Source organism: Streptococcus sp. SR4 (assembly GCF_000517725.1).
Lineage (GTDB): Bacteria > Bacillota > Bacilli > Lactobacillales > Streptococcaceae > Streptococcus > Streptococcus salivarius_F.
On record NZ_AZYW01000007.1, the window covers coordinates 12,248 to 36,281 of the forward strand.

Here is a 24,034-nt window from a genome sequence, read left to right on the forward strand (position 1 = left end):
GCTTTATATTCACTCCATTATATCAAAAAGGCAAAAAAAACGCTTGCTTTACTGCAAACGTTTTTGAAAAGGATTATTTTTTAGGCAAATGAATCTTTCCTGTGACCAAACCATAGCCAAGAAGAGCTAGACTTGCAATTGCTGCAAAGATAGTCGCCAAGATTGAAAGAATGTTGCTCTTTGAACCTTCTGAATCACTTGGTGTCTTAGGAGTCGTAGCAAGTTTGGCAGCAACTTTAGTATTGTTGTCTTTACTTGACTCATCAGACTTAGTTACTTCATCAGCTTTAGCGACTCCGTGAGACTGAACTTCCTCTTCAGACTTAGCTGGTTTTGGAGCTTCTGTTTCAGTGACAGACTCTTCTTTAACAGGAGTCGTTGAAACAGTTGGTCCAGTTGCTACAATAGCCTCTGGTACTGGTGACGCAATCTCTGTAGCTTGAGCTACTGGACGACGGTCACCCACAGAACCCTCTGTTGAAGGTTTCGCAGGAACCTCTACATGATGATCATCTGATGAATTATTATCATTAGATGGGTGATCTGTGAAACAAGGGAACGGATTACGAACTGGAGAATCTGGATTCGTCGGCGTTGCTGGTTTATCTTCTTTATTAGTTGATGGTTGATTATTGTCTGCTGGTTTAGAAGGTGTATCTGGTTTGTTAGACTTATCATCAACAGAATGATTACCTTCTGTTGGATTTACTGGTGTTTCTGATTTATCTGATTTCTTGTCTTCACCATCTTTAACAGTTACAGTTAAGACACCGCGAGCTTCAGAAACGCCCGGTGAACCATCAACTGTAGGATAAGTATGTGGTTTAAGTCCATAATTTGAAACGGAATAATAATCGACATTAAAGTCCTCATTTGGCAACTTAGCACTGTTTTGGTCACCCACATGTACCAAACTTTCACTAGATTTATCCCAAATCCAGTCTCCTTGATTTGTCATCTTAGGAAGGACTTCTGTAGTATCATCCGCATTCATCTTGATGAGGAAGCTTGGAGCCCATGTTGATTTATTCTCAGCACCGGCAATACCACCACGGTTAGTCATATATGCAGTAACCAAAAGAGTATCTGTTGAACCTTCAACAGGAACAGCATAGTAAGAATAAGTAGATGTACGCCAGTCAGCTGGTACAGAGGCTGTCAAAACCACACCTGATCCATTAAGTGGGCGATATTCTCCACGGAGGCTATCTGATACGAATCCAAGCATGACAACGTCATCACCAACAGCTTCACGCGCTGCTACAGTACCTTCAGCATCCGTAGATTTATTGATACGTGAAGCAGTGAAGAGGTAATACTTGTTACCCATCTTAACCACACTTGGACGTTCTACTTCATCAGTAACCATGTGGCTAGTAACAAGTGGTGTGTAAAGTTCAGCTACAGATGGATTTTTCTCATTGTCATCAAGTTTTAAGATACCGATAGAACCATTTGCCCATGATGCAAGGTTGTAAAGGTGTTTATTATTGACAATATTGAGGAATGACTTAAGGTTAAAGGCGTCATCTCCTCCATAGTTTGACCAGTTGTAGATTTGTTTTTCGCCTTGGTAGTTTTCGTCACCTGTATTTGATTCGAAAATAAGGTAGCGGCTACCGTTATCTTCAATGATGTGTGGGTCACGAAGACAATAGTTATCTGTACGGTCTGGATTTCCATCGTGGTTGTGGTCATCGTTGAAAGTACTCATGAATTTTGGATAACTTTGATAATGATAGTTATCCCCACCAAAGAGAATGTGGTCATTTTCAACTGACTTAATAACAACTTCGTCGTTTTCAACAGCTAGGTTAAGTGTAGCACTAGCCAATTGTTGCCAGTTCAATTTACCACCACTAGTATCATTCTTAGTGTAGTAAAGTTGGATACTACCGTCAGAGTTTACCGTCGCTGAACCTGACCATTGTTGGTCATCTTCAAGGGCATTATAACCAAAGATTGGACCCGCATTTTTCCAATGTGTAAAGTCATTATCTCCATATTTACTATAGAGCAAGTAAATGTGGTTTGAGTTTTTATTTGGTGCACCGGCCATTGAAATGACTAACTGGTAACCGTTCCAGTTACTTACTACACCTGACTCAGCATCTTGGACTGGCCAAGAATCCCAAACATCGATTTCTCCTTTTTCCATTGTTTGGGCATCAACAGTGTTGAAGGCAGGCATATTGATGATTGTATCTGCTTTAAAGTAAGGAACTGCCAATTTGCTGTCTTGCTTCAAGAAGCTAGCAACGATATCTTTCAAGTTACGGTAAGTCAAGCTAGTACCTGTACCCTTGATAGCATCATCACTAAAGTCAACTTTATTAAGTGCTTTAATTTCTTCCTCAGTCAAGGCAACGATTTGATCTGAGGTCATATTCTCTTCAACAATAGACTTGATACGACCATTAAGTTTACTAAGGTTGGCATTAGCCGCGCTGTTTTCAGAAACTTTAAGGTCTACTTCAGTGTGTGTATCAGCTGCTTCTGAGCTTGCTGTTGAAGTTGGTGCTTCTACTGCAGCCTCTGATGTATGAGCCGGAGCAGAAACTGCAGCAACAGTCGCTGAAGGTGTTGTTGCATCTGATGAAGATGTCACTACTGTGCTAGACGCCTTTTCTTCAACTACTGATGGAGTTGTGTTGCTTGGTTGTGTCTCTGTAACTGGTTTAGTTGCAACCTCTGAATGTGCAACTGAAGATTCAACTGCTTCTGAAGTTGCCACACTTGTTGCTGTTTCACTGGCTACCGTTAGAGATGCTGTGCTTGTTTCTGGTGTTGCTGTCGCAGTAGCTACCGCTGGTGCTGTTTCTGTAACTTGATCAGCTTTTACCTGAGTGGCACCCAAAAATGCCAAGGTACCAACGAGCGCTGATGTTGCCCCTACTGTGGCAACCTTACGGATGCTATAACGCATCTTTTTGCACTCTGCTTGCTTTGGTGCTACTGTATTTGACTGTGAATTAACTGTACTATCCATATTAAACTCTCCTTTTAGGTTTTCACATGTTTTATTCTATCATTTTTTAATATAAATTCCAATCTTTTTTAATGAAAAATTTATATTTTTTGTAAAAAACTATTTTTTTGTTAAAATAATAACTACAAAATAAGTAATTTTATCAGGAAATATCACTATATGGAATCAAAATATTCACCTCTAATTTTAGCTCTCGTTTTTTTAATTTTATTTTTTGTTTTTATAATAAAAAATGAGAACGCTAACAATCCTTCCCAAAAAACAAATAAGGTTTCTATGAGTCAAACCTTTCATCTAGCATCTCATAAAGGATGGTCTAACGACCTACAGACTATCGTGTGGAATCAAGAAAAAAATTACTATGATATCTATTTTCTACACTCTGTGGATGGGGCTACTGATCCTTTTGGACCCAACGGTCAAGATTGGACACATACAACGACTAAAGATTTTATCACCTATAGTAAACAAGAGACTGCTATACCAGCAAAGGGTGGTGACTCTAAAGAAGGATGGCATTCTGCTTGGACAGGTAGTGTAGTCACAGATAGTCAGGGTATTTCTGGTATCCAAAATGAAGAACCTGTCGCCTATTTTACTGGACTCATGGATGATGGAAGCCAAGCAATCTATGCTAGTGCATCAAATGACAAGGGAACTAGCTTTACTAAAGCCTTAAAAGATGGTAAACCTTTATTGACAAAGGAACAATCCTATAACGGTAAAGACTTCCGCGATCCTTATGTTTTCCACTTCAAAGACAAATTACTCATGTATGTCGCTGAAGGTGACGCCTTAGGTGTTTATCAATCTCAAGATGGTATCAACTGGACCAAAGCAGATAGCAAGGGAGACTCCAAAATCCTACCCGAAACATTTTTTAAGGGTCGTAACTGGCAGGACAACGCTCCTATCGAGTGTCCCGTTCTAAAAACAATGACAACAACTGACGGTCAGGACAAGCAAGTTCTCTTTTTTGGAGCTAAGGATACAGCTTCAGGCGAAACAACTGGAACCTACTATACTGTAGGGCATTTAGATGGTAACGGCTTATTTATTGCAGATACAGAAACAAAACGCTTAGATCAAGGCTCAGACTATTATGGCGCTAACTTCACTGGAAGCAATCGAATCGAAGAAAGCAATCATAACCTTATCAGTCTTGGCTGGGTTGGTAATTGGAACTACTTCACGTCAGGCATTCACAGTGACCAAGAGGCCAAGAGTGATTTTCTAAAAACTATCGGATTTTACGCTACACCCAGAAAGCTACAACTGGATAAAGACGGTATTATTCAGTCCGCCCCCCTCTATAAAAATGAACAATTAACCGTCAAAAATCAAAATGACAACATTTCAAGTCAAAGACCACTCACCAGTGACAATAGAAAACCTTGGATTGATAAAAGTCACAATCAAAATGCTAATGGCCTTCTTGACCTTGCTGAAAAAAATAGTGCGGGGTATTACCAACTGCATTTTTCAAATATTAAGAAAGAAGGAGGCTTTATCTACATTGATATCTGGCAAGGCTCTGATTACGTTAAAATCGCCTACCAAATAACAAGTGGTACCTATCAGGTCTCTGCCTATGCTGCCGAACTGAATAACAGCATGGATGGTAGTCAAACTGCCTCTTCTTACTATTACGATGGTCTCTTGGGTAACGGTCAAGGTTATAAAGCTGACAGTCTCTATAAGGAAACTGATAATATCACTATAACGCTTATTACAGACAATCGTAGCTTGGAAATTTTCTTCCCCAATGGCCAAACCTACACTCTAGCCAGATTTAATACCTCTGGCAGGCAGGATGTCAAGGTCTTCTCCACTCAGGAAGATCTTCTACTCAACTTGAAAATCTACGATGTACACTCATAACAATAATAAAAGTGATGCTGTTCGCATCACTTTTATTATTTTCCAAAGACAGAAACGAGACGTTTAACCCCTTCTGCAACAACTGTAGTTGGCGTAGCTACGTTAAAGCGGAAATGCTTTTCTCCTTCGGAACCAAAAGTAATACCGTCATTTAGCACTACCTTGGCTTCTTCTTTAAGCAAACGTCCAAGTTCATTATGGTCTTGGTCATAGGCTGAAAAATCAAGCCATACCAAGTAAGTTCCTTCAGGTTTCATGACTTTGATATTAGTCTTTTCATTAAGTTCTTTGGTTAAAAGGTCAATATTAGTTTCAAAGACAGTTTTCAATTCCTCTAACCAAGGTTTCCCGTAGGTCAGAGCTGCTTGGGTGGTAATCAAACCAATGGTTGGAATTTCATGTTGATTATTTGCCAATTGCTTTTGTTTAAAGGCTTTACGTAAGTCTTCATTTTCAATGATAGTAAAACTGTTTTTGGTCCCAGCAATATTAAAGGTTTTAGTAGCCGAACTAAGCACCAGAGTAAAGTCCTTGTAAGCATCTGAAATAGTATTCATAGAGATGTGCTTATTCCCATATAGGGCTAAGTCTTGGTGGATCTCATCAGATACCAAGAGGACACCATATTTCTGACACAAATCTGCCACCTTAGTCAATTCTTCCTTAGTCCAGACACGCCCACCTGGGTTATGTGGGCTACAGAAAACATAAAGTTTAACCTCATTATCGACGATATCACGTTCCAATTGTTCAAAATCAATTTCGAAATGCCCATTAACCTTAACAAGACTATTTTCAATCAACTGACGATTATTCAAACGGACAGAACGAGCAAAAGGCGGATAAACTGGTGTGTTGATGAGAACAGCATCGCCTTCTTTCGTAAAGGCTTGAATAGCTGTTGAAATAGCTGGGACAACACCTTCAATGAGCACAATACTCTCTTTATCAACGACGTAACCATGTTGATTTTTTTCCCAATTAATAATGGACTGATAAAGCTCATCACTTGGATAAGGATAACCAAAAATATGTGTCTCAGCATAGTTGATGACTGCATCCCTAATCTCAGGAACAGGTAGGAAGTCCATATCAGCAACCCAAAGCTCAAGGAGTTCTGGATTACTTTCGGCTTCGTGCCATTTCATGGTGTTTTGATTCAAGCGATTTGGTTGTGTTGTAAAATCATAACGTGTCATAGGTAACTCCTTAAAGACTAAGGGCATTTTCCAAGTCAGCAATCAAATCTTGTGCTGCTTCAATACCAATTGAAAGACGAAGCAAGTCGTCTGTCAAACCATAGGAAGCACGTACATCACCTGGAATATCTGCGTGAGTTTGTGTCGTTGGGTAGGTAATCAAGCTTTCGACACCACCTAGGCTCTCCGCAAAGGTAAAGACCTTTAGAGAATTGATAATGGTTGGAATCTTGTCTTGATCAGCCACTTTGAAGGAAATCATCCCACCCTTGCCTGGATAGAGAACTTCCTTAACAGCCGGTAACTTTTCTAAGAAAGCTACAACTTCTTGAGCATTAGCTGTCGAAGCCTCCATACGAAGTTTTAAGGTCTTAAGACCACGCATGAGCATATAGCTATCAAATGGTGATAAGGTAGGACCCGTAGTATTGAGGTTATAATAAAGTTTATCGTAGAATTCTTGGTTGCTAGTCACAACAACACCAGCCAAAACATCATTATGACCTGATAGGTATTTAGTAGCTGAATGTACAACGATATCAGCACCTTGAGTAATCGGTGTTTGATAGATTGGGCTATAGAAAGTATTATCAACAATAACCACTGCACCCTTGTCATGAGCAATTTTTGCCACTTTTTCAATATCAAACTCAATCATAAGTGGGTTTGTTGGTGTTTCGATGTAGACAATATCAGTATCATCAGTGATGGCCACAATCATCTCGTCTTCTGTATTAGTGTATTCAAAAAAGAAGCGACCTTCTTTTTCCTTGTCATTAAACCAACGGAAAGAGCCTCCGTAAAGGTCACGCGCAGCTACAACCTTACTGCCTACTGGGAAAATTTCAAAGGCCAAAACAATGGCGCTCATCCCTGAACTTGTCGCAATAGCATAATCTGCTTTTTCAATAGCTGCAAGTGTTTTTTCCACTGTTGCGCGTGTTGGATTTTTAGTTCGTGTATAGTCAAAACCAGTAGAATGGCCAAATTCTGGATGTTGATAAGTTGTTGAAAAATGAATCGGTGAAGCCAAGGCTCCTGTTGCTTCATCCGAATTGATTCCTGCGTGTGCCAAAATGGTTTCTAATTGATATTCTTGTGTCATAATGTGCCCTTTCTACATGGTAAAGTGGATATACTCCATATCTATGACCTCTATTTTATCACTATTTTCTGAAAATAATGGTAAGTTCATCATACGGATTCTTGATAGTTAGTTATAGTTTATTTCTATAACCTGAAAATACAGATAGATGCTGTCTATAATTTAAAATAAGCCCAATTTTTGAGAATGTCGAAAATAAGTTTTCAAACGTCAAAAAGTGCCTAAAACATTATAGTTTCAAGCACTAAGAAATGATTTAAAAGTCTTGCTTCAATCTGAGCTTAGCCACTGACTTACTTTTTATCAAATAAGCGATATCTGATTTCTTCCAAAGCCATAATAACAAACGGACAAGCAAGTAAATAGAGCCAATCATCAAGTCCAATAGGTGCAGTGTTAAATAGCGTGTGGAAGAAAGGCACGTAAGACAGGATGATAAAGAGAACAATTTCTAAAACAATCCCTAAGCTAATAATCCGATTAGCAAATGGTTTAACTTGGAATATAGACCCTCTACCTTTACGACTATTCATAGCCATACCAATTTGGGTAAAGATAATAGCTCCTAAGGTCATGGTAGTTGCCTCTCGATAGAGAGGACCTGAGCTGGCCAAATGGTTTAAGTTACCTTGATTAACCCAATAATTAAGGAAGAAAGCCCCCATAGCTAAGGCTGCCTCAATCAGTCCATACCAGACAAAAGCTTTAATCAATAGTTGGCGATTGAGTAAGCGGTCTGATAAACGTCTTGGTGGCTTATCCATCACTCCTTCTTCAGGTGGTTCAACCCCCAATCCCAAAGCAGGTACCATATCTGTCCCCAAGTCAATAGCTAGGATTTGCATAACCGTTAAGGGAAGAGGTATGCGTCCCAAAGAGAACAAGAAGAAAGCAGAGGGTACAGCTTCAGGTGTATTGGAATTAAAAATATAAGTCAGGAATTTTTGAATATTTCTATAAACCGCACGACCTTCTTCAACAGCATGTACAATCGAAACAAAATGATCATCTGTTAAGATCATATCCGCAGATTCCTTGGCAACATCGGTTCCCGATACCCCCATAGCTACACCGATATCAGCTTTTTTAAGGGCAGGGGCATCATTAACACCATCACCAGTAACAGCGACAACCTCACCAAGCTCCTGAAGTGCATTGACCACACGGTATTTCTGTTCAGGCGCTACACGAGCAAAAACAATTTCCCCTTTAAGCGCTTCTTTGAGCTGGCCGTCATCCATGGCAGCTAGTTCAAGGCCTGAAACAACACGCGCATCATCACCTTGTACAATTCCGATTTTCTTGGCAATGCTAAGAGCTGTCAAACCATAGTCACCTGTCACCATGATAATACGAATACTAGCTCTATGGCATTTTTCAATAGCCTCTCGCACCCCCTGACGTGGCGGATCACTCATGGCAACCAAGCCTAGAAAGACCATATTGTCCTCCAGGGTCTGCATGTCCCACCGGTCTTCTCCAATATGCTCGCTATCTAAAGGTCTATAGGCCACAGCTAAAACACGTAGACCATCACGGGCAAACTTATCGTTAGCTGCAAGGATAGCCTGACGCTCAGTAGCTGTCAATGATTTAATCAGCCCTTGATTATCAAAGTAATCTGAGCAAAGCTCCATCACTTCTTTTGGAGCACCTTTGGTGATAGATATATGATAACTACCATCTAATCCTGACTCAAGCTTATGCACTGTTGTCATCCGTTTACGATCAGAATCAAAGGGAATTTCCTTGATTCGAGGGGCCCAAGTATGATTGTCATTTAAATTAATTCCTGCTTTTTCAACAAGAACATTAAGACAAGCCTCCGTCGGATCACCTAAAATCGTATAATTGGGATTATCAGCACTAGGAGCTACAACTTGAGCATTACTAGCCAAATGTGAGAATCGGACCAAACGATTAAGGAGCTCATTTTCTTCAAGAGAAACAGGTTGTCCTTCCTGCTCAATCTGCCCTTCCGGTGCGTAACCTAGCCCAGTTACCCCATAACTGTCTGACAAGGTCCACAGGTGGTTAACCGTCATAGCATTTTGCGTCAAAGTCCCTGTTTTATCCGAACAAATAACAGAAGTTGCTCCTAGCGTCTCTACCGAAGACAACTTCTTAACCAAAGCATGATCCTTAGCCATACGCTGAACTGCCATGGCTAGAGAGAGAGTAACTGTGGGAAGAAGTCCCTCTGGAATAAAGGCCACAATCATCCCCAATGCAAAAATAAAGGCTTGAGACAAAGGCTGACGGACAAATAGAGTCGCTGCCACCATAAAGAAGAGACCTACAGATACTGCGATGACCGAAATCTGTTTGGTCAAATGATCTAATTCTTTCTGAAGGGGACTCTTTTCCTGAGAAAGATTCTGTGTCAAATCCGCAATCTGTCCGAACTCAGTTTTCATACCGATAGCAGATACTATAAAATGTCCAGAACCAGAGGAAACTGTCGTCCCTGCAAATACCATATTGCCATATTCTAACTCAGTCTTATCGGGAGTCAAATCTGCTTGATCTGACTTATAAATGGGATTAGACTCACCAGTGAGGGCCGATTGATTAACCTGCAAATCTGTCACAGCGACCAAGCGTCCGTCTGCAGAAATACGGTCTCCTTCTTCAATGAAAACCAAGTCACCTGGCACCAAGTCTTGAGCTAGAATCTTGTCCTCCTTACCATCACGAAGAACTCGCGCATAAGATGGAAGAAGCTTGTTAAGAGCTGCCGTAGCCTGACTTGCTCTATATTCTTGAATAAAGCTAAAGAGACCATTAATAATGTTGACCAACCAAATTGCAATCCCCAACTCTAAGCTATGAGAGAGCATAGCGATAAAGCCACCAGCCCACAATAAGAGAGCCATGAGACTAGTAAAATGTCTGAAAAAGGTCAGCCAAATAGGCTCCGTCTTACTTTCCTTCAATTGGTTAGGTCCATAAGTCTCCTGCCTCTCCTTAACCTCTTGTGAGCTCAAACCTTGACGGCTTGTCTGCAAGACTTGGTAAACTTGTTCAGGAGGATAGGTCCCTAATTTTATCTTTTCTTGTCTAGAATCAGTCATAGTCCTTTCCTCGATTCTAAATCATTAAAACGATTTCATTTTTTCACCCCTATTATACTCCTTTTTTCAGAAAATGTTGAAAAGAAAAAAGCCAAGCCACACGACTTGGTTTAAATCTTATTTAATATGTAATTTAGCACGTAGGCTAGCTGCTCGGGTGCCAAGCAATTGGTCAGCCATACGAGTTACAAGAGCAAGAACGCCATAGACACCAATTCCAAGGCCTCCTCCAATGATCAAGTAAATCACACTGCCCACACGGCTTGTTGGTGAAAGTACAAACTGGAACACCCCATAGAAGACTGCAACTGGAATAGCCATGAGCACTGTAAGGATACAGATGAGTAAGGCTTTTCTAAACACTGTCTTACGACTAAAGTGCGTAACAGTGTGGAGGCGATTATACATGAGAGCAATTGGAACACCTAAGCCGATGGCTGTTGAAATAACTGGTCCAAGAGCTCCTAGGAAAATAATCAATGGTAACTGTAAGATTCCCTTAACTAAAACCCCAATCGCAAAATAATTGATAGCTTTACGGGTCTCAAAGATGGCCTGAAGCATAGGTGCTAAAACGCTATACAAGGCCAAGAAAATAACTTGAATCAGACTGGCTACAAAGAGCAAGTGGGCCTGGCTATCTGGTGCCCCGTAAAAAACTGTGTAGAGTGGTTTAGCCAGAATCACTGATCCTGCAATGGCAGGTACAATAAAGAGCAAGAGTAACTGAAGATTATTGATAATCAGTTTAGCCGCTCCCCTAAGATCCTTCTTAACCATATTTTCTGTCAAGAGTGGAATCCCAACTCCAGCAATAGAAATAGCTACGGCAATCAAAATCATAGTAATCTTACTTGGGTTTGAAGACAAGTAAGCATAGAGAACCTGAAGCTGACTGTTACTATAGCTTGTAAACTTCTCCATAGTACGGATAAAGGTCCATTGGTCAATCAACTGGAAAAGTTGGACCGCTGACCCAGTGATAATGAAAGGAATGGCTTCCTTAAAGGTTTCAATAACAATTGCAGTTGGATTGATATCAGGATGAACGGCCTGCTTACCAAAAAGACTCTTGAGCTTACCTTCCTTCCAAAGGTAGAAGAAAAGCACCCCATAACTAGCCAACATTCCGATGAAAGCGGCAAAAGTCGATTGGACAACTGCTGTCACATAATCGCCTGTCCCAATTTTCATGATGAAGAAGGTCGCCAACAGCATCCAAATAACACGGATAATCTGTTCCGCAATCTGACTTAAGGCATAAGGCTTCATGTTGTTAAAGCCTTGGAAAAAGCCTCGTAAAACAGACATAGATGGGAAAATAACAACTGCCCAAGAAAGACTACGCATTACGCGAACTAGATCTTCGTCTCCCCCAGAAAGATAAGACATCCACGGCGAAGCAAAGTACATGAAAACACCAAAGATCAGTCCGAGACCAATCATGTAATACAAGATACGCTTGAGTAAGAAGAAACTCGTCTCCATCTTTCCAAGTGTGTTGTATTTAGATACCTGTTTGGCAATTGCGACTGGAATACCTGCTGTTGAAATCAAGAGGAAAAGAGCATAAATGTTATACCCTTGACCAAAGAGGGCATTGGCCTGGTCACCTTGTTTACCCATCCAAGCATACCAAGGAATAATGTAGAGTGCCCCCAATAGACGACTGATAATATTGGATGCTGTCATCCATGCCGTCCCTCTTAGCATCTGCTGCTGCTGTGTATCAGTTTTAGTTTCAGTCATAACTTTCTTTCTAGAGAATAAAATATAATCTAGTTTATTATAAACTTTTGGCTGTGACTTGTAAAACAAGAACATTAAGGCTAAAATAGGAACTATGATTACTATTGAACAAGTTTTAGAGGTTCTTAAAAAGGACCATAATTTTAGAGATATTATCGACCAAGACAACTACTACTATTCATGGACTGAGGTGACTTTTGATCATCTTTCTTATGATAGTCGTGATGTCACACCATCGTCCCTCTTCTTTGCCAAAGGAGCTGCTTTCAAGCCTGAATTTTTAGAGAATGCTGTCAAAGCTGGCTTGAGTTTCTACGTGGCTGAGAAAGATTATCAAGTGGGAATACCTGCCATTATCGTATCAGATATTAAGCAGGCTATGAGCCTCGTTGCTCAGGCCTTCTACCAATACCCTCAAGACAAGCTTAAATTACTGGCTTTTACTGGGACAAAAGGGAAAACAACAGCAGCCTACTTTGCCTTCAATATTCTCAAGCAAAATCATAAACCTGCTATGCTTTCAACCATGAACACGACATTAGACGGAAAAAACTTCTTCAAGTCTACCTTAACAACACCTGAGAGTTTGGACCTTTTCCGTATGATGGCTGAAGCTGTTGCTAATGGCATGACCCATCTGATTATGGAAGTCTCAAGTCAAGCCTATCTGACTAAGCGTGTCTATGGATTGACTTTTGATGTAGGTGTCTTTCTTAACATCAGCCCAGACCATATTGGGCCTATTGAACACCCAACCTTTGAAGACTACTTCTACCATAAGCGTCTCCTCTTGGAAAACAGTCGAGTTGTTATCGTTAATAGCGGTATGGATCACTTTGATTTTATTGCTGAAGAAGTTGCAGATAAAGAGCATGACTTCTATGGTAAAAACTCCGACAATGCTGTTAAACATGGCTCAGGATTTAGCTTTAAGGCAAGTGGGAAGTTAGCCGGTGACTATGATATCCAACTTATCGGTGACTTTAACCAGGACAATGCTATGGCTGCTGGTCTGGCCTGCCTACGTCTCGGAGCTAACCTTCAAGACATCAAGGAAGGAATCGCTCAAACCTCTGTTCCAGGGCGTATGGAGGTTCTAACCCAAACTAATGGGGCTAAGACATTTGTTGACTATGCTCACAATGGAGATAGCCTAGATAAGCTCTTACAAGTCGTAACCAGCCATCAAGATGGTCGTATTAGTCTAATTCTAGGGGCTCCTGGAAATAAAGGTGAAAGCCGTCGTAAAGACTTTGGACATGTCCTCAATACCTACCCTGATGTTGATATCATCCTAACAGCCGATGATCCTAACAAGGAAGATCCTCTTGCTATCTGTCAGGAAATTGCTAGCCACATCAGTCGCGAGGTTCGTATCATTGTTGATCGAGAGAAAGCTATTAAAACAGCAATGTCTGAGACTACAGACTCTAAAGACGCTGTGGTTATCGCTGGTAAAGGTGCTGATGCCTTCCAGATCGTAAATGGTAAACGTGATAACTATGCTGGCGATATTGAAGTCGCTAAGAAATATTTGTAAACAACAAAAAGTCAATTGAGGCTAATTGTAATACCTCAATTGACTTTTTTCTATATAGAAACTAGTCTTTACCTAGTGTTTTCTTAAAAATATCATAGAAAGGATTTAGGGTCTTATCAAAAGAGCCAACAAGTGTTTCTAACTGCCCTCCAAATTGACGTTTGAAATGGAAGTTCCCTTTTCCAGTACTAGCTGCTTCAGTTTCGATTGTCCCATAAAAATTAAACCGCTCTTTACCCTTACGCATAGCATATTGTAGCATTTCCCAATGAAGAAGAACTGCCCCACCAAAATTAAGGTAGGCTTCATCATTCCCGCCGTAAAAGCTGACGACTTCTGGTCCATAATCCATAAAAAGATAAGCCGATAGAGGTAATTTGTCACCAGTGATTTGATAGGTCTTAAATTGCTCTAAACGTTTATAGTAGCTTCTAAGCTGATCTTGGGCATCCGCAATTTGACCCTTGGTGCGTTTTTTCTGAGGACCATCTTTTAAAGCCTGAATCTTAGTTTCAAAAGATTTAATGTTCTCATCAAGATAAGCCAAATAAGCTGGGCAATCCAAATAAGCTAACATGAACTTTGCAGATTTTCCAAAGTTCCTCTTCAAATCTTGGAAATAGGTTAATGGATGAACTGAAAATCCTTTTCTCTCTGCTGTCCGAACTAGGATGTCATAAAACTGATTGAGATTATCATCACTTAGCTCTTCAACTTTGACATTCAAAGCGGTAAATTTTTTTAAATCTCGCTTCAAGGATGGTGAGAAAGCTGCGAGCATCTCGTCAGAAGTAGTAAAGGTATCAATGGGTTTGACAAACATCTGATTAACAACTAGAGCCTGTTCTGGATCTAAATACTGCTCAAAACCTAATTTTTCAAATACCTTGGAGACTTCATCAGCCTTATCTTCTTCAAGGATTTCAAGTTCTTCATTCCTAATAAGATTGGTAAGATAGGGATGGATAGAAAGTGATGCAATATTTTTCTTTTTTAAGTAGAGTATCAAGGCCTCTAGAAAGTCTGTCAAATCAGCCATAGAAGTGTAATCTAGCAAGGGACCATGAAACAAGAGAGCTTTTCTAAAGATACGAAAGCTTCTTCTATAGACAACAATGGCTTGACCTATCCGCAGGCCATCCCTTTCAAAAACCAGAGCCTCTACTTCTCCGATATGATTACGGCTTAGCTGAAGCTTAGCCATCTCAGCTGACTGTAAAAAGTTGGCATCTTTATAGTTTGTCTGTGTTTTTTGATAGTCATCAAAACTCACATGTTTAACCATAATGGACATACTTATCATTCCTTCCATTTCATCCTATATCCCACATTTCCCCATAAAAATAAATGATTGGCAAAGTTTTCCTAACCAAGTGGGGTACTAAGTATTCATGGATATTACTCACAGATGATGAGGAAAATTTGTTAAATGATTAAATTTACAAACACTATTATATACAAATCCGCCATTTTTGTTAAGTGGTTTTTAGTTAATTTTCTGAAATTTAAAAGAAAAAATAATTACTTACATCTCTCTAGCAAAAAAGCTCTCCTTTTTAAATTTGGAGAGCTAACCTATCATAAAAGTTACCGATAGCGTCGTAATTGAGGTGGTGTATAAGACTGGACGAAAGCTTCAATTTCTGAAAAATCATCTGTAAAGAGGAATTTTGCTGCTGTTTCAGCCTCCAAAAAATCATGAGCAACCATGGTATCTAACATCGTTTTCATCGCATCATAATAGCCATTGAGATTGAAGAAAACACAAGGTTTGTCCAACTTGCCAACTCGAGCAGCTGCAATGGCTTCAGAAATTTCTTCCAGTGTTCCTAGACCTCCTGGAAGGGCGATAAAGAGATTTCCTTGCTCTAGCATGGCAGTCTTTCTTTCTGCCATAGTTTCTACTATGGTCATTGAGGTTAATCCTTCATAAGCTATCTCCCTATCTTTGAGGAATTGTGGCATAATGCCATGAGCCTGTCCCCCATTTTCTAAAACCGTATCACCAAGAACTCCCATAAGTCCCATCTTACTGCCACCATAGACTAGGGTATGCCCATTTTTAGCAATCCACTGACCCAAGGCAATCGTTGCTTTCTTAAAGCTAGGATTATCACCCATATTAGCTCCCAAATAGACCGTTACTTTCATTGAAGTCCTCCTTTTTATTCTATTATAACGCAAAATTCCTGCCATAACTGACAGGAATTTTTTCTTAGTCTTTACGCTCTAAATTACGAAGCATTTCATCAATTTTATTACCGTATTCGATAGACTCATCCTTAATGAAGGTCAAATCCGGAATCTTATACATGGTCAATTTTTTACCAAGTTCACGCTTGATTGTCCCAGTAGCCTTTTCAAGACCAGTTTGTGCTTTTTGGTTATCTGAGGCCAAGGTTGAATGAATGGTGTAAAAAATCTTAGCAGCTGACAAATCACCAAGCATCTGTACATCTGTGATAGTGACATCTTGCACGCGTGGATCACGAACTTTCTTTTGAAGAATTTCATTGACCTCACGTTTGATTTCCATCCCAACACGGTCTACACGAAATGAATTTCCCATAGTCTTATCCTTTCTCTCTTATTATGATGGAACAAAAGCCAGGCCAGATGACCTAGCTTTGTCTCCTAAGTAAGCTTTTTTCAAAGCTAACAAAATTAACGTTTAATTTCTTCCATAATGTAAGCTTCGATAACGTCATCAACTTTAATATCGTTATAGTTTTCAATCATCAAACCACCCTCTTGAGCGTTTCCGACTTCTTTAACGTCATCTTTAAAGTGTTTCAAGCTTGCCAATTTACCATCAAAAATAACGACACCATCACGAATCACACGGGCACTTGAGTCACGAGTGATTTTACCACTAGTAACCATGAACCCACCGATTGTTCCGACTTTAGAAACTTTGAAGGTTTCACGGATAATAGCTTCACCAATGACTTTTTCTTCAAATTCAGGATCAAGCATTCCTTTCATGGCATCTTCGATTTCTTCGATAACCTTGTAGATGATGCTGTGAAGACGAATTTCAACTTCATCAGTTTCTGCTTGTTGACGTGCTTGTGGTGTAGGACGAACGTTAAATCCGATAACAACAGCATCTGAAGCTTCCGCAAGAGTAATATCAGATTCGTTGATAGCACCCACTGCTGAGTGAACAACATTAACACGAACACCCTCAACATCAATCTTGAGAAGTGATGCTGCCAAGGCTTCAACAGAACCTTGTACGTCGGCCTTGATGATAACATTAACAGTCTTCAATTCACCAGCTTTAAGGGTATCAAAGAGGTTATCAAGGCTAACACGATGTGTTTGTTGACGTTGTTTCATAAGAGCACGTTTGGCACGTTCTTCACCGGCTGCACGAGCTGCTTTTTCGTCTTCATAAACGGCAAAATGGTCACCCGCCATAGGCGCTTCGTTCAAACCAGTAATTGAAACTGGTGTTGATGGTGCTGCAGTCTTAATACGACGACCAAGGTCATTGGTCATAGCACGGACACGTCCGAAGGTATTACCAACAACGATTGGGTCTTGAACATGCAAAGTCCCTTGTTGAACAAGGAGGGTTGCAACCGCACCCTTACCTTTATCCAAACGCGCTTCAATAACGGTACCGATGGCACGAACTGTTGGGTCAGCTTTAAGTTCTTCCACTTCAGCCACAAGAAGAACTGTTTCAAGCAATTCTTCAATATTTTGACCAAACTTCGCTGAAATTTCAACGAATTCGCTATCACCACCCCATGCAGTTGAGATAACGCCATGCTCTGCCAATTCACCGATTACACGCTCTGGGTTAGCACCTGGTTTATCAATCTTGTTAATCGCAACAATGATTGGAACACCAGCAGCCTTAGAGTGGTTGATGGCTTCAATAGTTTGTGGCATAACACCGTCATCCGCAGCGACAATCAAGATAGTAATATCTGTAACAGAAGCACCACGGGCACGCATAGATGTAAAGGCCGCGTGTCCTGGAGTATCAAGGAAGGTGATTTTCTTACCACCCTCTTCAATTTGGTAGGCACCAATATGCTGTGTGATACCACCAGCTTCTCCTGTTGCAACACGTGAGTTACGAAGGGTATCAAGAAGGGTTGTTTTACCATGGTCAACGTGTCCCATGATAGTAACAACTGGTGCACGTTCTACCATAGCATCTTTGTTGAGGTAGTCTTCGTCAACAAAGAAACGTTCGATATCAGCATTATCGACTTCTTCTTTCTTGGTTGCTTCGATACCGTAGTCAACCATCAACAACTCAATAGTATCCCCATCAAGAGATTGGTTTTGAGTTGCCATAACGCCCATCATGAAGAGTTTCTTAACGATTTCAGCTGGCTCACGTTTAATACGTTTTGCGATTTCTGCAACCGTCATGCCTTCAGTGTATTCAAATTCTTTTGGTAATTCATGGAATTTACGCTCTGTTACTGGTTTTGGAGCTGAATTACCACGGTTATTTTTACCTTTTTTATTTTTGTTTTTATTCCAGTTACTATTTCGTTGATTTCTCACTTGGTTTTGATTATTCCACTTATTATTTCTTGTTTGCTTAGGTCCATCTTCATTCTCGCGACGATTATCACGTGATTTATCTGGACGTGCCTTTTTACGACGTGTATCTTGTTCTTGTGCAGCCGGTGCTGGTTTTGGAGCTGGCTTAGCTTCAGCAACTGCTTTTTGAGCAGCGACTTCAGCCTGTTGTTTTTCTTTTCTTGCCTTTTCCTGCTCTTTCGCTCGGCGTTGCTCTGCAGCTTTTTCTTCACGGAAGCGTGTTTCACTTTGACGTGAATACTCTGCATTTTGCTCTGCTTTCAAGGCTGCTGCACGCGCTTTAAAGTCAATACGTGGTCCTGCCTGATTGTTACGGGCAGCATCGTTACGTTTATTGCGACCTTGATCATTGCGCTGTTTACCTTGGAAATTACGGTCACGATTACTCTTGTTATCGCGGTTTCCATTGTTACGGTTTCCTCGACCATTTCCATTTTGGTTGCGACGATCATTATTCTGACGTTTACCTTGATCGTTTCCTTGTTGTTTTCGGTTACGATTACGGTTGTCACGGCCTCCGCCATTTTGACGACGTTCTGCTTCTGCCTTGGCACGCGCTTCACGTTCTGCCTTAAAGTTACGGCTTTGTGGTTTCTTTGGAGTCGCAGGTGTTTCCTTTGCCTCAGCCTTTGGAGACTCCTTAGCAGGAGTTGGTTTCGAAGCAGGAGCCTCAACAACCTTAGGCGCTACCTTTTCCTCTTTAGGAGCAGGTGCCACTTTGGAAGCTGGCTTACTTTCAGCCTTAACAGCTCCCCCTTTTAAACTTGAAGTGATACGATTAGCATCAGCTTCTTCAACTGATGAGGAATGGCTCTTCACAGAAAGACCAAGTTCTTGAGCTTTCGCAACAACAACCTTGCTTTCTACACCAACCTCTTTTGCGATTTCATATAATCGTTTCTTTGACACGTGATGTCCTCCTATTCTTTAGTCCATAAGAGTCCTCATTTTCTTTGAAAATCCAGCATCAACTACAGCAACCGTTTTTCTTGGTTTACCAATAGCCATGCTTAATTCCAGTGCGTTAAACACTGTGGAGACTTCTATATTATAGTAGTTACATTTATCAGTCGTCTTTTTAGTCACGTTACTACCAGCATCATTGGCAAGAAAAACTAGTCTCGCCTGTCCTGATTGAACTGCCTTGATGACAAGTTCTTCGCCAGAAATAAGCTTTCCTGCTCTTTGTGCTAGTCCCAACATATTTGACAATTTTTCTGTGTTATTCAAGACCTAACTCTCTTCTTTTGACCTTGTGATCCACATAAGCAATGAGTTCATCATAAAAACTTTCAGGAACATCCATGGAGAAACTATGGTTAAAAGCACGTTTCTTTTTAGCTTGGAGAGCTTCTTCATTATCTAGTTTAATGTAAGCACCTCGGCCATTTTTCTTTCCTGTTGGATCAATGAAAATCTCACCATCTTTAGTTTTTACAATGCGGAGCAAATCACGTTTATCAATGATTTCTCCTGAGACAACTGATTTACGTAAAGGTATTTTTCGTGTTTTAGCCATCAAACACCTCTATGTTCTTCTTATTCTGCTTCTGTTGTTTCAGTTACTTCTTCTGTTGTGACTTCAACAGGTGTAGCATCTTCTGCAACAATCTCGTCAACAACTTCCTCAGTAGCAGCCTCAGCTTTTTCAGCTTCGAGTGCTTCATATTCAGAAGCTGACTTGATGTCAATACGGTAACCAGTCAAATGAGCTGCCAAACGAACGTTTTGTCCACGACGACCAATTGCAAGAGATAATTTGTTATCTGGTACAACTACTGTCGCACGTTTGCTATCATCTTCGTCAAAGAGAACATAGTCAACTTCAGCCGGTGCAATAGCATTGTAGATAAATTCAGCTGGATCTTCAACCCATTGAATAACGTCAATATTTTCCTCAACAGGAACTTCAATTCCTGTCTTAGCATCCAAACGTGTTGGGTGGAAACGGCTGACAACTTTCTTGATGTTGCTTCCACCACGACCAACGATAGTACCAATAGCATCAACGTTAGGGTTGTGACTGCGAACAGCAACTTTGGTACGATCACCAGCTTCACGAGACACGCTCATGATTTCTACAGTTCCATCAAATACTTCAGGAATTTCTTGTTCCATGATACGTTTGATGAATTCTGGATGGCTACGGCTTACAAAGACGTTGACACCTTTAGGGTTGTTTTCAACTTTATAAACATAAACATCGATGACGTCGTGTGACTTAAAGCTTTCGCCAGGAATTTGGTCTTGGCGTGACAATTGAGCTTCGAGCGTTCCAAGATTGACATAAATGAAACGTTGGTCAAAGCGTTCAACTGTTCCTTGCATGATTTCACCTTCATGTTGCTTATAATCATTATAAGTGATTTCACGCATCTGCTTGCGCATCTTTTCCATAATGGTTTGTTTGGCAGATTGCGCTGCAACACGGCCAAATTCATCGACTGACTCTTCAAAACGAATCTTGTCACCAAGCTCGTAAGCAGAGCTGATAGCAAGGGCATCTTTCAAGCTAATTTCCAAACGACTATCAAAGACTTCGTCTACAACTTCACGAACGGTATAAACTTGAAAATCACCTGTTTTTTCATTAAATTCAACTACAGCTGATTCTGACTGACCATAACGACGCTTGTAGGCTGACTTAAGCGATTCAACCACGGCATCAATGATGTCTTCCTTGTTAATGTGTTTTTCTTCTTCCAAGACACGGAAGGCTTCTAGCATTTCTTTGCTCATATTCTTTGTTGTTTTAGCCTCTAAAGGCTAAAACTGGCATCCTTTCTTTATTTACACTAAGAGTTTTAGAGTTTGACTGCCAAACGAGCTTTAGCAACTGTTTGATAGGGAATCTCAACAGTTTTATGGCGAGTCTTATCAAGGTAATCAATTGTTAGGGTTTCCCCATCAAAGGCCACCAAGTCACCTTGGAAAATCTTGATCTTATCAATAGCCTTGTAAAGACTAACATTGATATATTGACCAACAGCATTTGTCAAAGCTTCTTTGGTTTTTAAGGGACGCTCTAACCCTGGACTAGAAACTTCCAGCATGTATTGATCCGGGAAAGGATCAGGCTGAATAGTATCCAAGAGGGGACTGATAATTTCAGTCAAGTCTGCAGTATCTTCTACAGTAATACCTCCTGGCTTATCAATCAAAACTGACAAGACATAGTCACCGCCAAGCTTTTCGTACTCGATATCGACCAGTTCGTATGGCTCAGGAATAGCTGGAGCTACGACTGCCGTCACGAGATCAATAATTTTTTGCGACATTATGACCTCCTTACACACACAAGAGACGAAGTTTCTACTCCGCCTCTCTTTCGTTATTTTCCTATATTATAGCATAGCTCAAAAGCCATTGCAAGGAATAACCATATTGCTATCAATTCTAAGCAAAAAGGTTGGGAATCACCCAACCTTATTTATTGCGTCGCTGGAACAGTGCTATAAGTAGTCACACCCGATCCATTATTATTGTATGTAGGGGTTGTCGTACCTTGTTCCTGAACATAATTACCTGTGTTTTCACTATAGTTATTGCTATAGGTAGTACCTCCATTGTAGGTACTTACTGACCCACCACCAGCTGCCTCAGATGGCCCAGCCTCATAATTTGAAGATGCCTCACTCGAAGCCGCACTTCCTTTAGAATTAACGAAATCATCTGAGCCATAGTTAGAGCTACCAGAACCATAGAGAACCAAACTAGTCTTAAGATTAGATTCAGAAACTTTCTTCTTACCAACTTCCTGCTTAATGCGATTTTGCACCTTAAGAATATCCTCAGTGGAGGCTACTTGATAGCTTCCTCCATTGATCATGGCATCCGAACCAGCCAATTGGTATGACTTAATATTTTTAAGGGCATCACTATAACCCATCAAGCTACGCAAAGTATTGGTATCACCAAGATCGATACTGGTTTGAACATTTGAACTTACAGCCGACAAAATTTTCTTGTAAGAACCAATAGAGTCCATCTTCAAGAGCTTAGCTACAACTTTTTGAATAACCTCACGTTGACGTTTTTGGCGACCATAGTCACCATCAGGGTCATCGTAACGCATACGTGAATAGACTAAAGCTTGCTCACCATTGATTTTATGGGTTCCGGGCTCAACTTTTGCCTGAAATTCAGGTTCATTTTCTGCAATCGAAATTGGAAAATCAAAATGATTCGTTACCTCAATACCACCAACAGCATCTACCAAATCAATCATACCCTGCATATTAATCAGTGCATAATAGTCAATATCAATATCTAAAACCTTTTGAATGGTTGAAATAGCCAAGTCAGCACCACCCTCAGCATACGCTGAATTTAGTTTTGCTTCACCCGACCCCTCAATATCTGTCAAAAGGTCACGTTCCAAACTGGTCATAGTTGTTTTCTTAGTCTTAGGGTTCACTGTTACCAAAATCATGGTATCAGAGTTTCCTTCCCAGGTTTCCTTACGTTCTTTGGATCCTGTATCTACCCCCATCAAGAGAATAGTTATAGGCTTAGTCTGTTGAATAGCCTTACTATTCCCTGAAGTTGCTTTAGAAGCCCTAAACGTTTTTGACAATTCGCCTGTGGCGTAATTATAAGTTGTCGTTAGGTAAATACCAGCAGCTACTACTGTCGTTGCAAAAATCGCCAACAACATCAATAAAATTTTTCGTCCAAGTTTCATGTTTTTTCCTAATCTATGAGTTTAGCCATAAGGTAAACATCTAGAAATTCTCCATTTTTAGTTCTTGCACCACGTTTCTTAGTGCCTTCAATGTCAAATCCAAATTTTTGATAGAGATGAACCGCCCGTTCATTACGTGCTTGAACCGTCAACTCTAAGCAGCGGATAGTTGGTGTATGATCTGCCCAGTCAATCATTGTTTCCATAAGAAACTGTCCAACACCATTCCCCCAGTAGGGTTTAGAAACCGCAATAAATACGTCGCCAATATGACTGGTCTTAGTATCTTGATCAGAGGTAACATTACAAACACCAATGACCTCATGACCCAATTTCGCTACCAAACAAATCTCATTAAGCCTATGCTGATGACTTTCAATATAAGTGGCTAACTGTTCAGCACTCAGCATAGAACTTCTATCATCTTGTGCTAGAAAATCCGATTCCAAGGCTACAGTCTCTAGTAAACGAGCTAGAGAGGCCGCATCCTCTCTTTGGGCTTCCTCAATGACTAATTCTTGCTCAGCCATTTACCATTTCCTCCTGAATCTCCTTACTTCTAGGACCAAAAGATTCAAAAAGCAACTGACGCCCATCTCCATGATGAGATATCGAAATTAGGAGATAATCCCCTAACAGACTCTCGTCTAGGAGCTCACCCCACTCGATGATTGTCACACCTTCACCATACAGAAAATCATCTAAATCAATAGAATCTGGATCATCACCAATGCGGTAGACATCTAAATGATAGAGTGGCAGTCGGCCCTCATACTCCCTTACAATAGTATAGGTTGGACTCTTGATCATCTGTGAAATATCCAAACCTTTGGCAATCCCCTTGGTTAAGGTTGTTTTGCCAGCTCCCAGATCACCTGAGAGAACAATTATATCTCCAGAATCGAGTAGTCGACCTAGCTTTTGACCGATACTAATCAATTCTTCTTCATTTTGACTGTAAATCATGTTTTCATTATATCAAAAAATAAAAATATGGACTAGAATCCACTGTAAAAATACAGTAGAAACTTATAAATATTGAATCATCTAAGCAAGAAATTAAGATGAGTTTTTTAATTTTGTGTTTATTTTGACCACATCAATCACTCATGGATTAGAAATGTTTTTGTAAAACTTACTATAGTTTCAAAAGTTAACCAATAGTAACTCTCTCACATTCCTCCAGATAAAAATCGCAAAAGAAAAAGCCTGACAAATATACAGACTTTTAACTTTCAAGC

General features: G+C 40.3%; 18 protein-coding genes. 2 read left to right on the top strand and 16 right to left on the bottom strand.

What is annotated here, in order from left to right; all coding sequences use genetic code 11:
* Positions 1-73 precede the first annotated feature (73 nt).
* Positions 74-2,989, bottom strand: coding sequence for a glycoside hydrolase family 68 protein (locus tag HMPREF1519_RS00530; protein WP_037610583.1), 2,916 nt, complete (start codon positions 2,987-2,989; stop codon positions 74-76).
* 159 nt (positions 2,990-3,148) lie between these two features.
* Here HMPREF1519_RS00530 and HMPREF1519_RS00535 point away from each other — a divergent pair, with 159 nt between their 5' ends.
* Positions 3,149-4,870 (top strand): glycoside hydrolase family 32 protein, encoded by a 1,722-nt coding sequence (locus HMPREF1519_RS00535; protein ID WP_037610585.1) that lies wholly within the window; start codon positions 3,149-3,151, stop codon positions 4,868-4,870.
* Between the two features lie 35 nt (positions 4,871-4,905).
* On the opposite strand, the gene HMPREF1519_RS00540 is transcribed toward HMPREF1519_RS00535, so the two are convergent.
* From HMPREF1519_RS00540 to HMPREF1519_RS00555, 4 genes are all read right to left on the bottom strand, one after another.
* Positions 4,906-6,069 (bottom strand): MalY/PatB family protein, encoded by a 1,164-nt coding sequence (locus HMPREF1519_RS00540; RefSeq protein WP_037610587.1) that lies wholly within the window; start codon positions 6,067-6,069, stop codon positions 4,906-4,908.
* A gap of 10 nt (positions 6,070-6,079) precedes the next feature.
* Complete coding sequence (locus HMPREF1519_RS00545) at positions 6,080-7,174, bottom strand: cystathionine gamma-synthase (protein WP_037610588.1); 1,095 nt, start codon at positions 7,172-7,174, stop codon at positions 6,080-6,082.
* A gap of 293 nt (positions 7,175-7,467) precedes the next feature.
* Positions 7,468-10,248: a cation-translocating P-type ATPase gene (locus HMPREF1519_RS00550; protein ID WP_037610591.1), complete on the bottom strand. Its 2,781-nt coding sequence runs from the start codon at positions 10,246-10,248 to the stop codon at positions 7,468-7,470.
* 117 nt (positions 10,249-10,365) lie between these two features.
* Complete coding sequence (locus tag HMPREF1519_RS00555; RefSeq protein WP_037610593.1) at positions 10,366-11,997, bottom strand: putative polysaccharide biosynthesis protein; 1,632 nt, start codon at positions 11,995-11,997, stop codon at positions 10,366-10,368.
* A 94-nt stretch (positions 11,998-12,091) separates the two neighbouring features.
* Here HMPREF1519_RS00555 and HMPREF1519_RS00560 point away from each other — a divergent pair, with 94 nt between their 5' ends.
* Positions 12,092-13,537 carry a UDP-N-acetylmuramoyl-L-alanyl-D-glutamate--L-lysine ligase gene (locus HMPREF1519_RS00560; RefSeq protein WP_037610595.1) on the top strand — a complete coding sequence of 482 codons (1,446 nt, stop codon included), beginning with the start codon at positions 12,092-12,094 and terminating at the stop codon, positions 13,535-13,537.
* Positions 13,538-13,598: 61 nt separating this feature from the next.
* On the opposite strand, the gene HMPREF1519_RS00565 is transcribed toward HMPREF1519_RS00560, so the two are convergent.
* From HMPREF1519_RS00565 to tsaE, 11 genes are all read right to left on the bottom strand, one after another.
* Positions 13,599-14,831: a lipid II:glycine glycyltransferase FemX gene (locus tag HMPREF1519_RS00565; protein ID WP_037610597.1), complete on the bottom strand. Its 1,233-nt coding sequence runs from the start codon at positions 14,829-14,831 to the stop codon at positions 13,599-13,601.
* Positions 14,832-15,124: 293 nt separating this feature from the next.
* Positions 15,125-15,688 carry a TIGR00730 family Rossman fold protein gene (locus HMPREF1519_RS00570; RefSeq protein ID WP_037610599.1) on the bottom strand — a complete coding sequence of 188 codons (564 nt, stop codon included), beginning with the start codon at positions 15,686-15,688 and terminating at the stop codon, positions 15,125-15,127.
* A gap of 64 nt (positions 15,689-15,752) precedes the next feature.
* Positions 15,753-16,106, bottom strand: a complete 354-nt coding sequence (gene rbfA / locus HMPREF1519_RS00575) for a 30S ribosome-binding factor RbfA (protein WP_002883798.1) — start codon at positions 16,104-16,106, stop codon at positions 15,753-15,755.
* A gap of 95 nt (positions 16,107-16,201) precedes the next feature.
* Complete coding sequence (infB, locus tag HMPREF1519_RS00580; protein WP_037610602.1) at positions 16,202-19,018, bottom strand: translation initiation factor IF-2; 2,817 nt, start codon at positions 19,016-19,018, stop codon at positions 16,202-16,204.
* A gap of 18 nt (positions 19,019-19,036) precedes the next feature.
* Complete coding sequence (locus tag HMPREF1519_RS00585; protein WP_002883776.1) at positions 19,037-19,339, bottom strand: YlxQ-related RNA-binding protein; 303 nt, start codon at positions 19,337-19,339, stop codon at positions 19,037-19,039.
* Positions 19,332-19,628: an RNase P modulator RnpM gene (rnpM, locus tag HMPREF1519_RS00590; RefSeq protein WP_002883779.1), complete on the bottom strand. Its 297-nt coding sequence runs from the start codon at positions 19,626-19,628 to the stop codon at positions 19,332-19,334. The genes HMPREF1519_RS00585 and rnpM overlap by 8 nt, the downstream gene beginning before the upstream one ends.
* Positions 19,629-19,648: 20 nt before the next feature.
* Entirely contained in the window at positions 19,649-20,848 is a 1,200-nt protein-coding gene (nusA, locus tag HMPREF1519_RS00595; protein ID WP_002886615.1) for a transcription termination factor NusA, read from the bottom strand.
* A gap of 65 nt (positions 20,849-20,913) precedes the next feature.
* Positions 20,914-21,387, bottom strand: coding sequence for a ribosome maturation factor RimP (gene rimP, locus HMPREF1519_RS00600; RefSeq protein ID WP_002883745.1), 474 nt, complete (start codon positions 21,385-21,387; stop codon positions 20,914-20,916).
* Between the two features lie 152 nt (positions 21,388-21,539).
* Positions 21,540-22,793: a glycopolymer--peptidoglycan transferase LytR gene (gene lytR, locus HMPREF1519_RS00605; protein WP_037610603.1), complete on the bottom strand. Its 1,254-nt coding sequence runs from the start codon at positions 22,791-22,793 to the stop codon at positions 21,540-21,542.
* 8 nt (positions 22,794-22,801) lie between these two features.
* On the bottom strand, positions 22,802-23,323 hold the full coding sequence (locus HMPREF1519_RS00610; protein WP_022496347.1) for a GNAT family N-acetyltransferase: 522 nt from the start codon (positions 23,321-23,323) through the stop codon (positions 22,802-22,804).
* On the bottom strand, positions 23,316-23,759 hold the full coding sequence (gene tsaE, locus HMPREF1519_RS00615) for a tRNA (adenosine(37)-N6)-threonylcarbamoyltransferase complex ATPase subunit type 1 TsaE (protein ID WP_014633907.1): 444 nt from the start codon (positions 23,757-23,759) through the stop codon (positions 23,316-23,318). Before tsaE ends, HMPREF1519_RS00610 begins: the two co-directional genes overlap by 8 nt.
* Between the last annotated feature and the right edge of the window lie 275 nt (positions 23,760-24,034).

Excerpts from the sequence above, each read along its gene's own strand:
- rnpM (WP_002883779.1), bottom strand. The coding sequence starts at position 19,628 with ATGGCTAAAACACGAAAAATACCTTTACGTAAATCAGTTGTCTCAGGA.
- tsaE (WP_014633907.1), bottom strand. The coding sequence starts at position 23,759 with ATGATTTACAGTCAAAATGAAGAAGAATTGATTAGTATCGGTCAAAAG.
- rbfA (WP_002883798.1), bottom strand. The coding sequence starts at position 16,106 with ATGGGAAATTCATTTCGTGTAGACCGTGTTGGGATGGAAATCAAACGT.
- HMPREF1519_RS00540 (WP_037610587.1), bottom strand. The coding sequence starts at position 6,069 with ATGACACGTTATGATTTTACAACACAACCAAATCGCTTGAATCAAAAC.
- HMPREF1519_RS00560 (WP_037610595.1), top strand. The coding sequence starts at position 12,092 with ATGATTACTATTGAACAAGTTTTAGAGGTTCTTAAAAAGGACCATAAT.
- HMPREF1519_RS00535 (WP_037610585.1), top strand. The coding sequence starts at position 3,149 with ATGGAATCAAAATATTCACCTCTAATTTTAGCTCTCGTTTTTTTAATT.
- HMPREF1519_RS00555 (WP_037610593.1), bottom strand. The coding sequence starts at position 11,997 with ATGACTGAAACTAAAACTGATACACAGCAGCAGCAGATGCTAAGAGGG.
- HMPREF1519_RS00550 (WP_037610591.1), bottom strand. The coding sequence starts at position 10,248 with ATGACTGATTCTAGACAAGAAAAGATAAAATTAGGGACCTATCCTCCT.
- HMPREF1519_RS00545 (WP_037610588.1), bottom strand. The coding sequence starts at position 7,174 with ATGACACAAGAATATCAATTAGAAACCATTTTGGCACACGCAGGAATC.
- lytR (WP_037610603.1), bottom strand. The coding sequence starts at position 22,793 with ATGAAACTTGGACGAAAAATTTTATTGATGTTGTTGGCGATTTTTGCA.
- HMPREF1519_RS00610 (WP_022496347.1), bottom strand. The coding sequence starts at position 23,323 with ATGGCTGAGCAAGAATTAGTCATTGAGGAAGCCCAAAGAGAGGATGCG.
- HMPREF1519_RS00530 (WP_037610583.1), bottom strand. The coding sequence starts at position 2,989 with ATGGATAGTACAGTTAATTCACAGTCAAATACAGTAGCACCAAAGCAA.
- rimP (WP_002883745.1), bottom strand. The coding sequence starts at position 21,387 with ATGTCGCAAAAAATTATTGATCTCGTGACGGCAGTCGTAGCTCCAGCT.
- nusA (WP_002886615.1), bottom strand. The coding sequence starts at position 20,848 with ATGAGCAAAGAAATGCTAGAAGCCTTCCGTGTCTTGGAAGAAGAAAAA.
- HMPREF1519_RS00565 (WP_037610597.1), bottom strand. The coding sequence starts at position 14,831 with ATGTCCATTATGGTTAAACATGTGAGTTTTGATGACTATCAAAAAACA.
- HMPREF1519_RS00570 (WP_037610599.1), bottom strand. The coding sequence starts at position 15,688 with ATGAAAGTAACGGTCTATTTGGGAGCTAATATGGGTGATAATCCTAGC.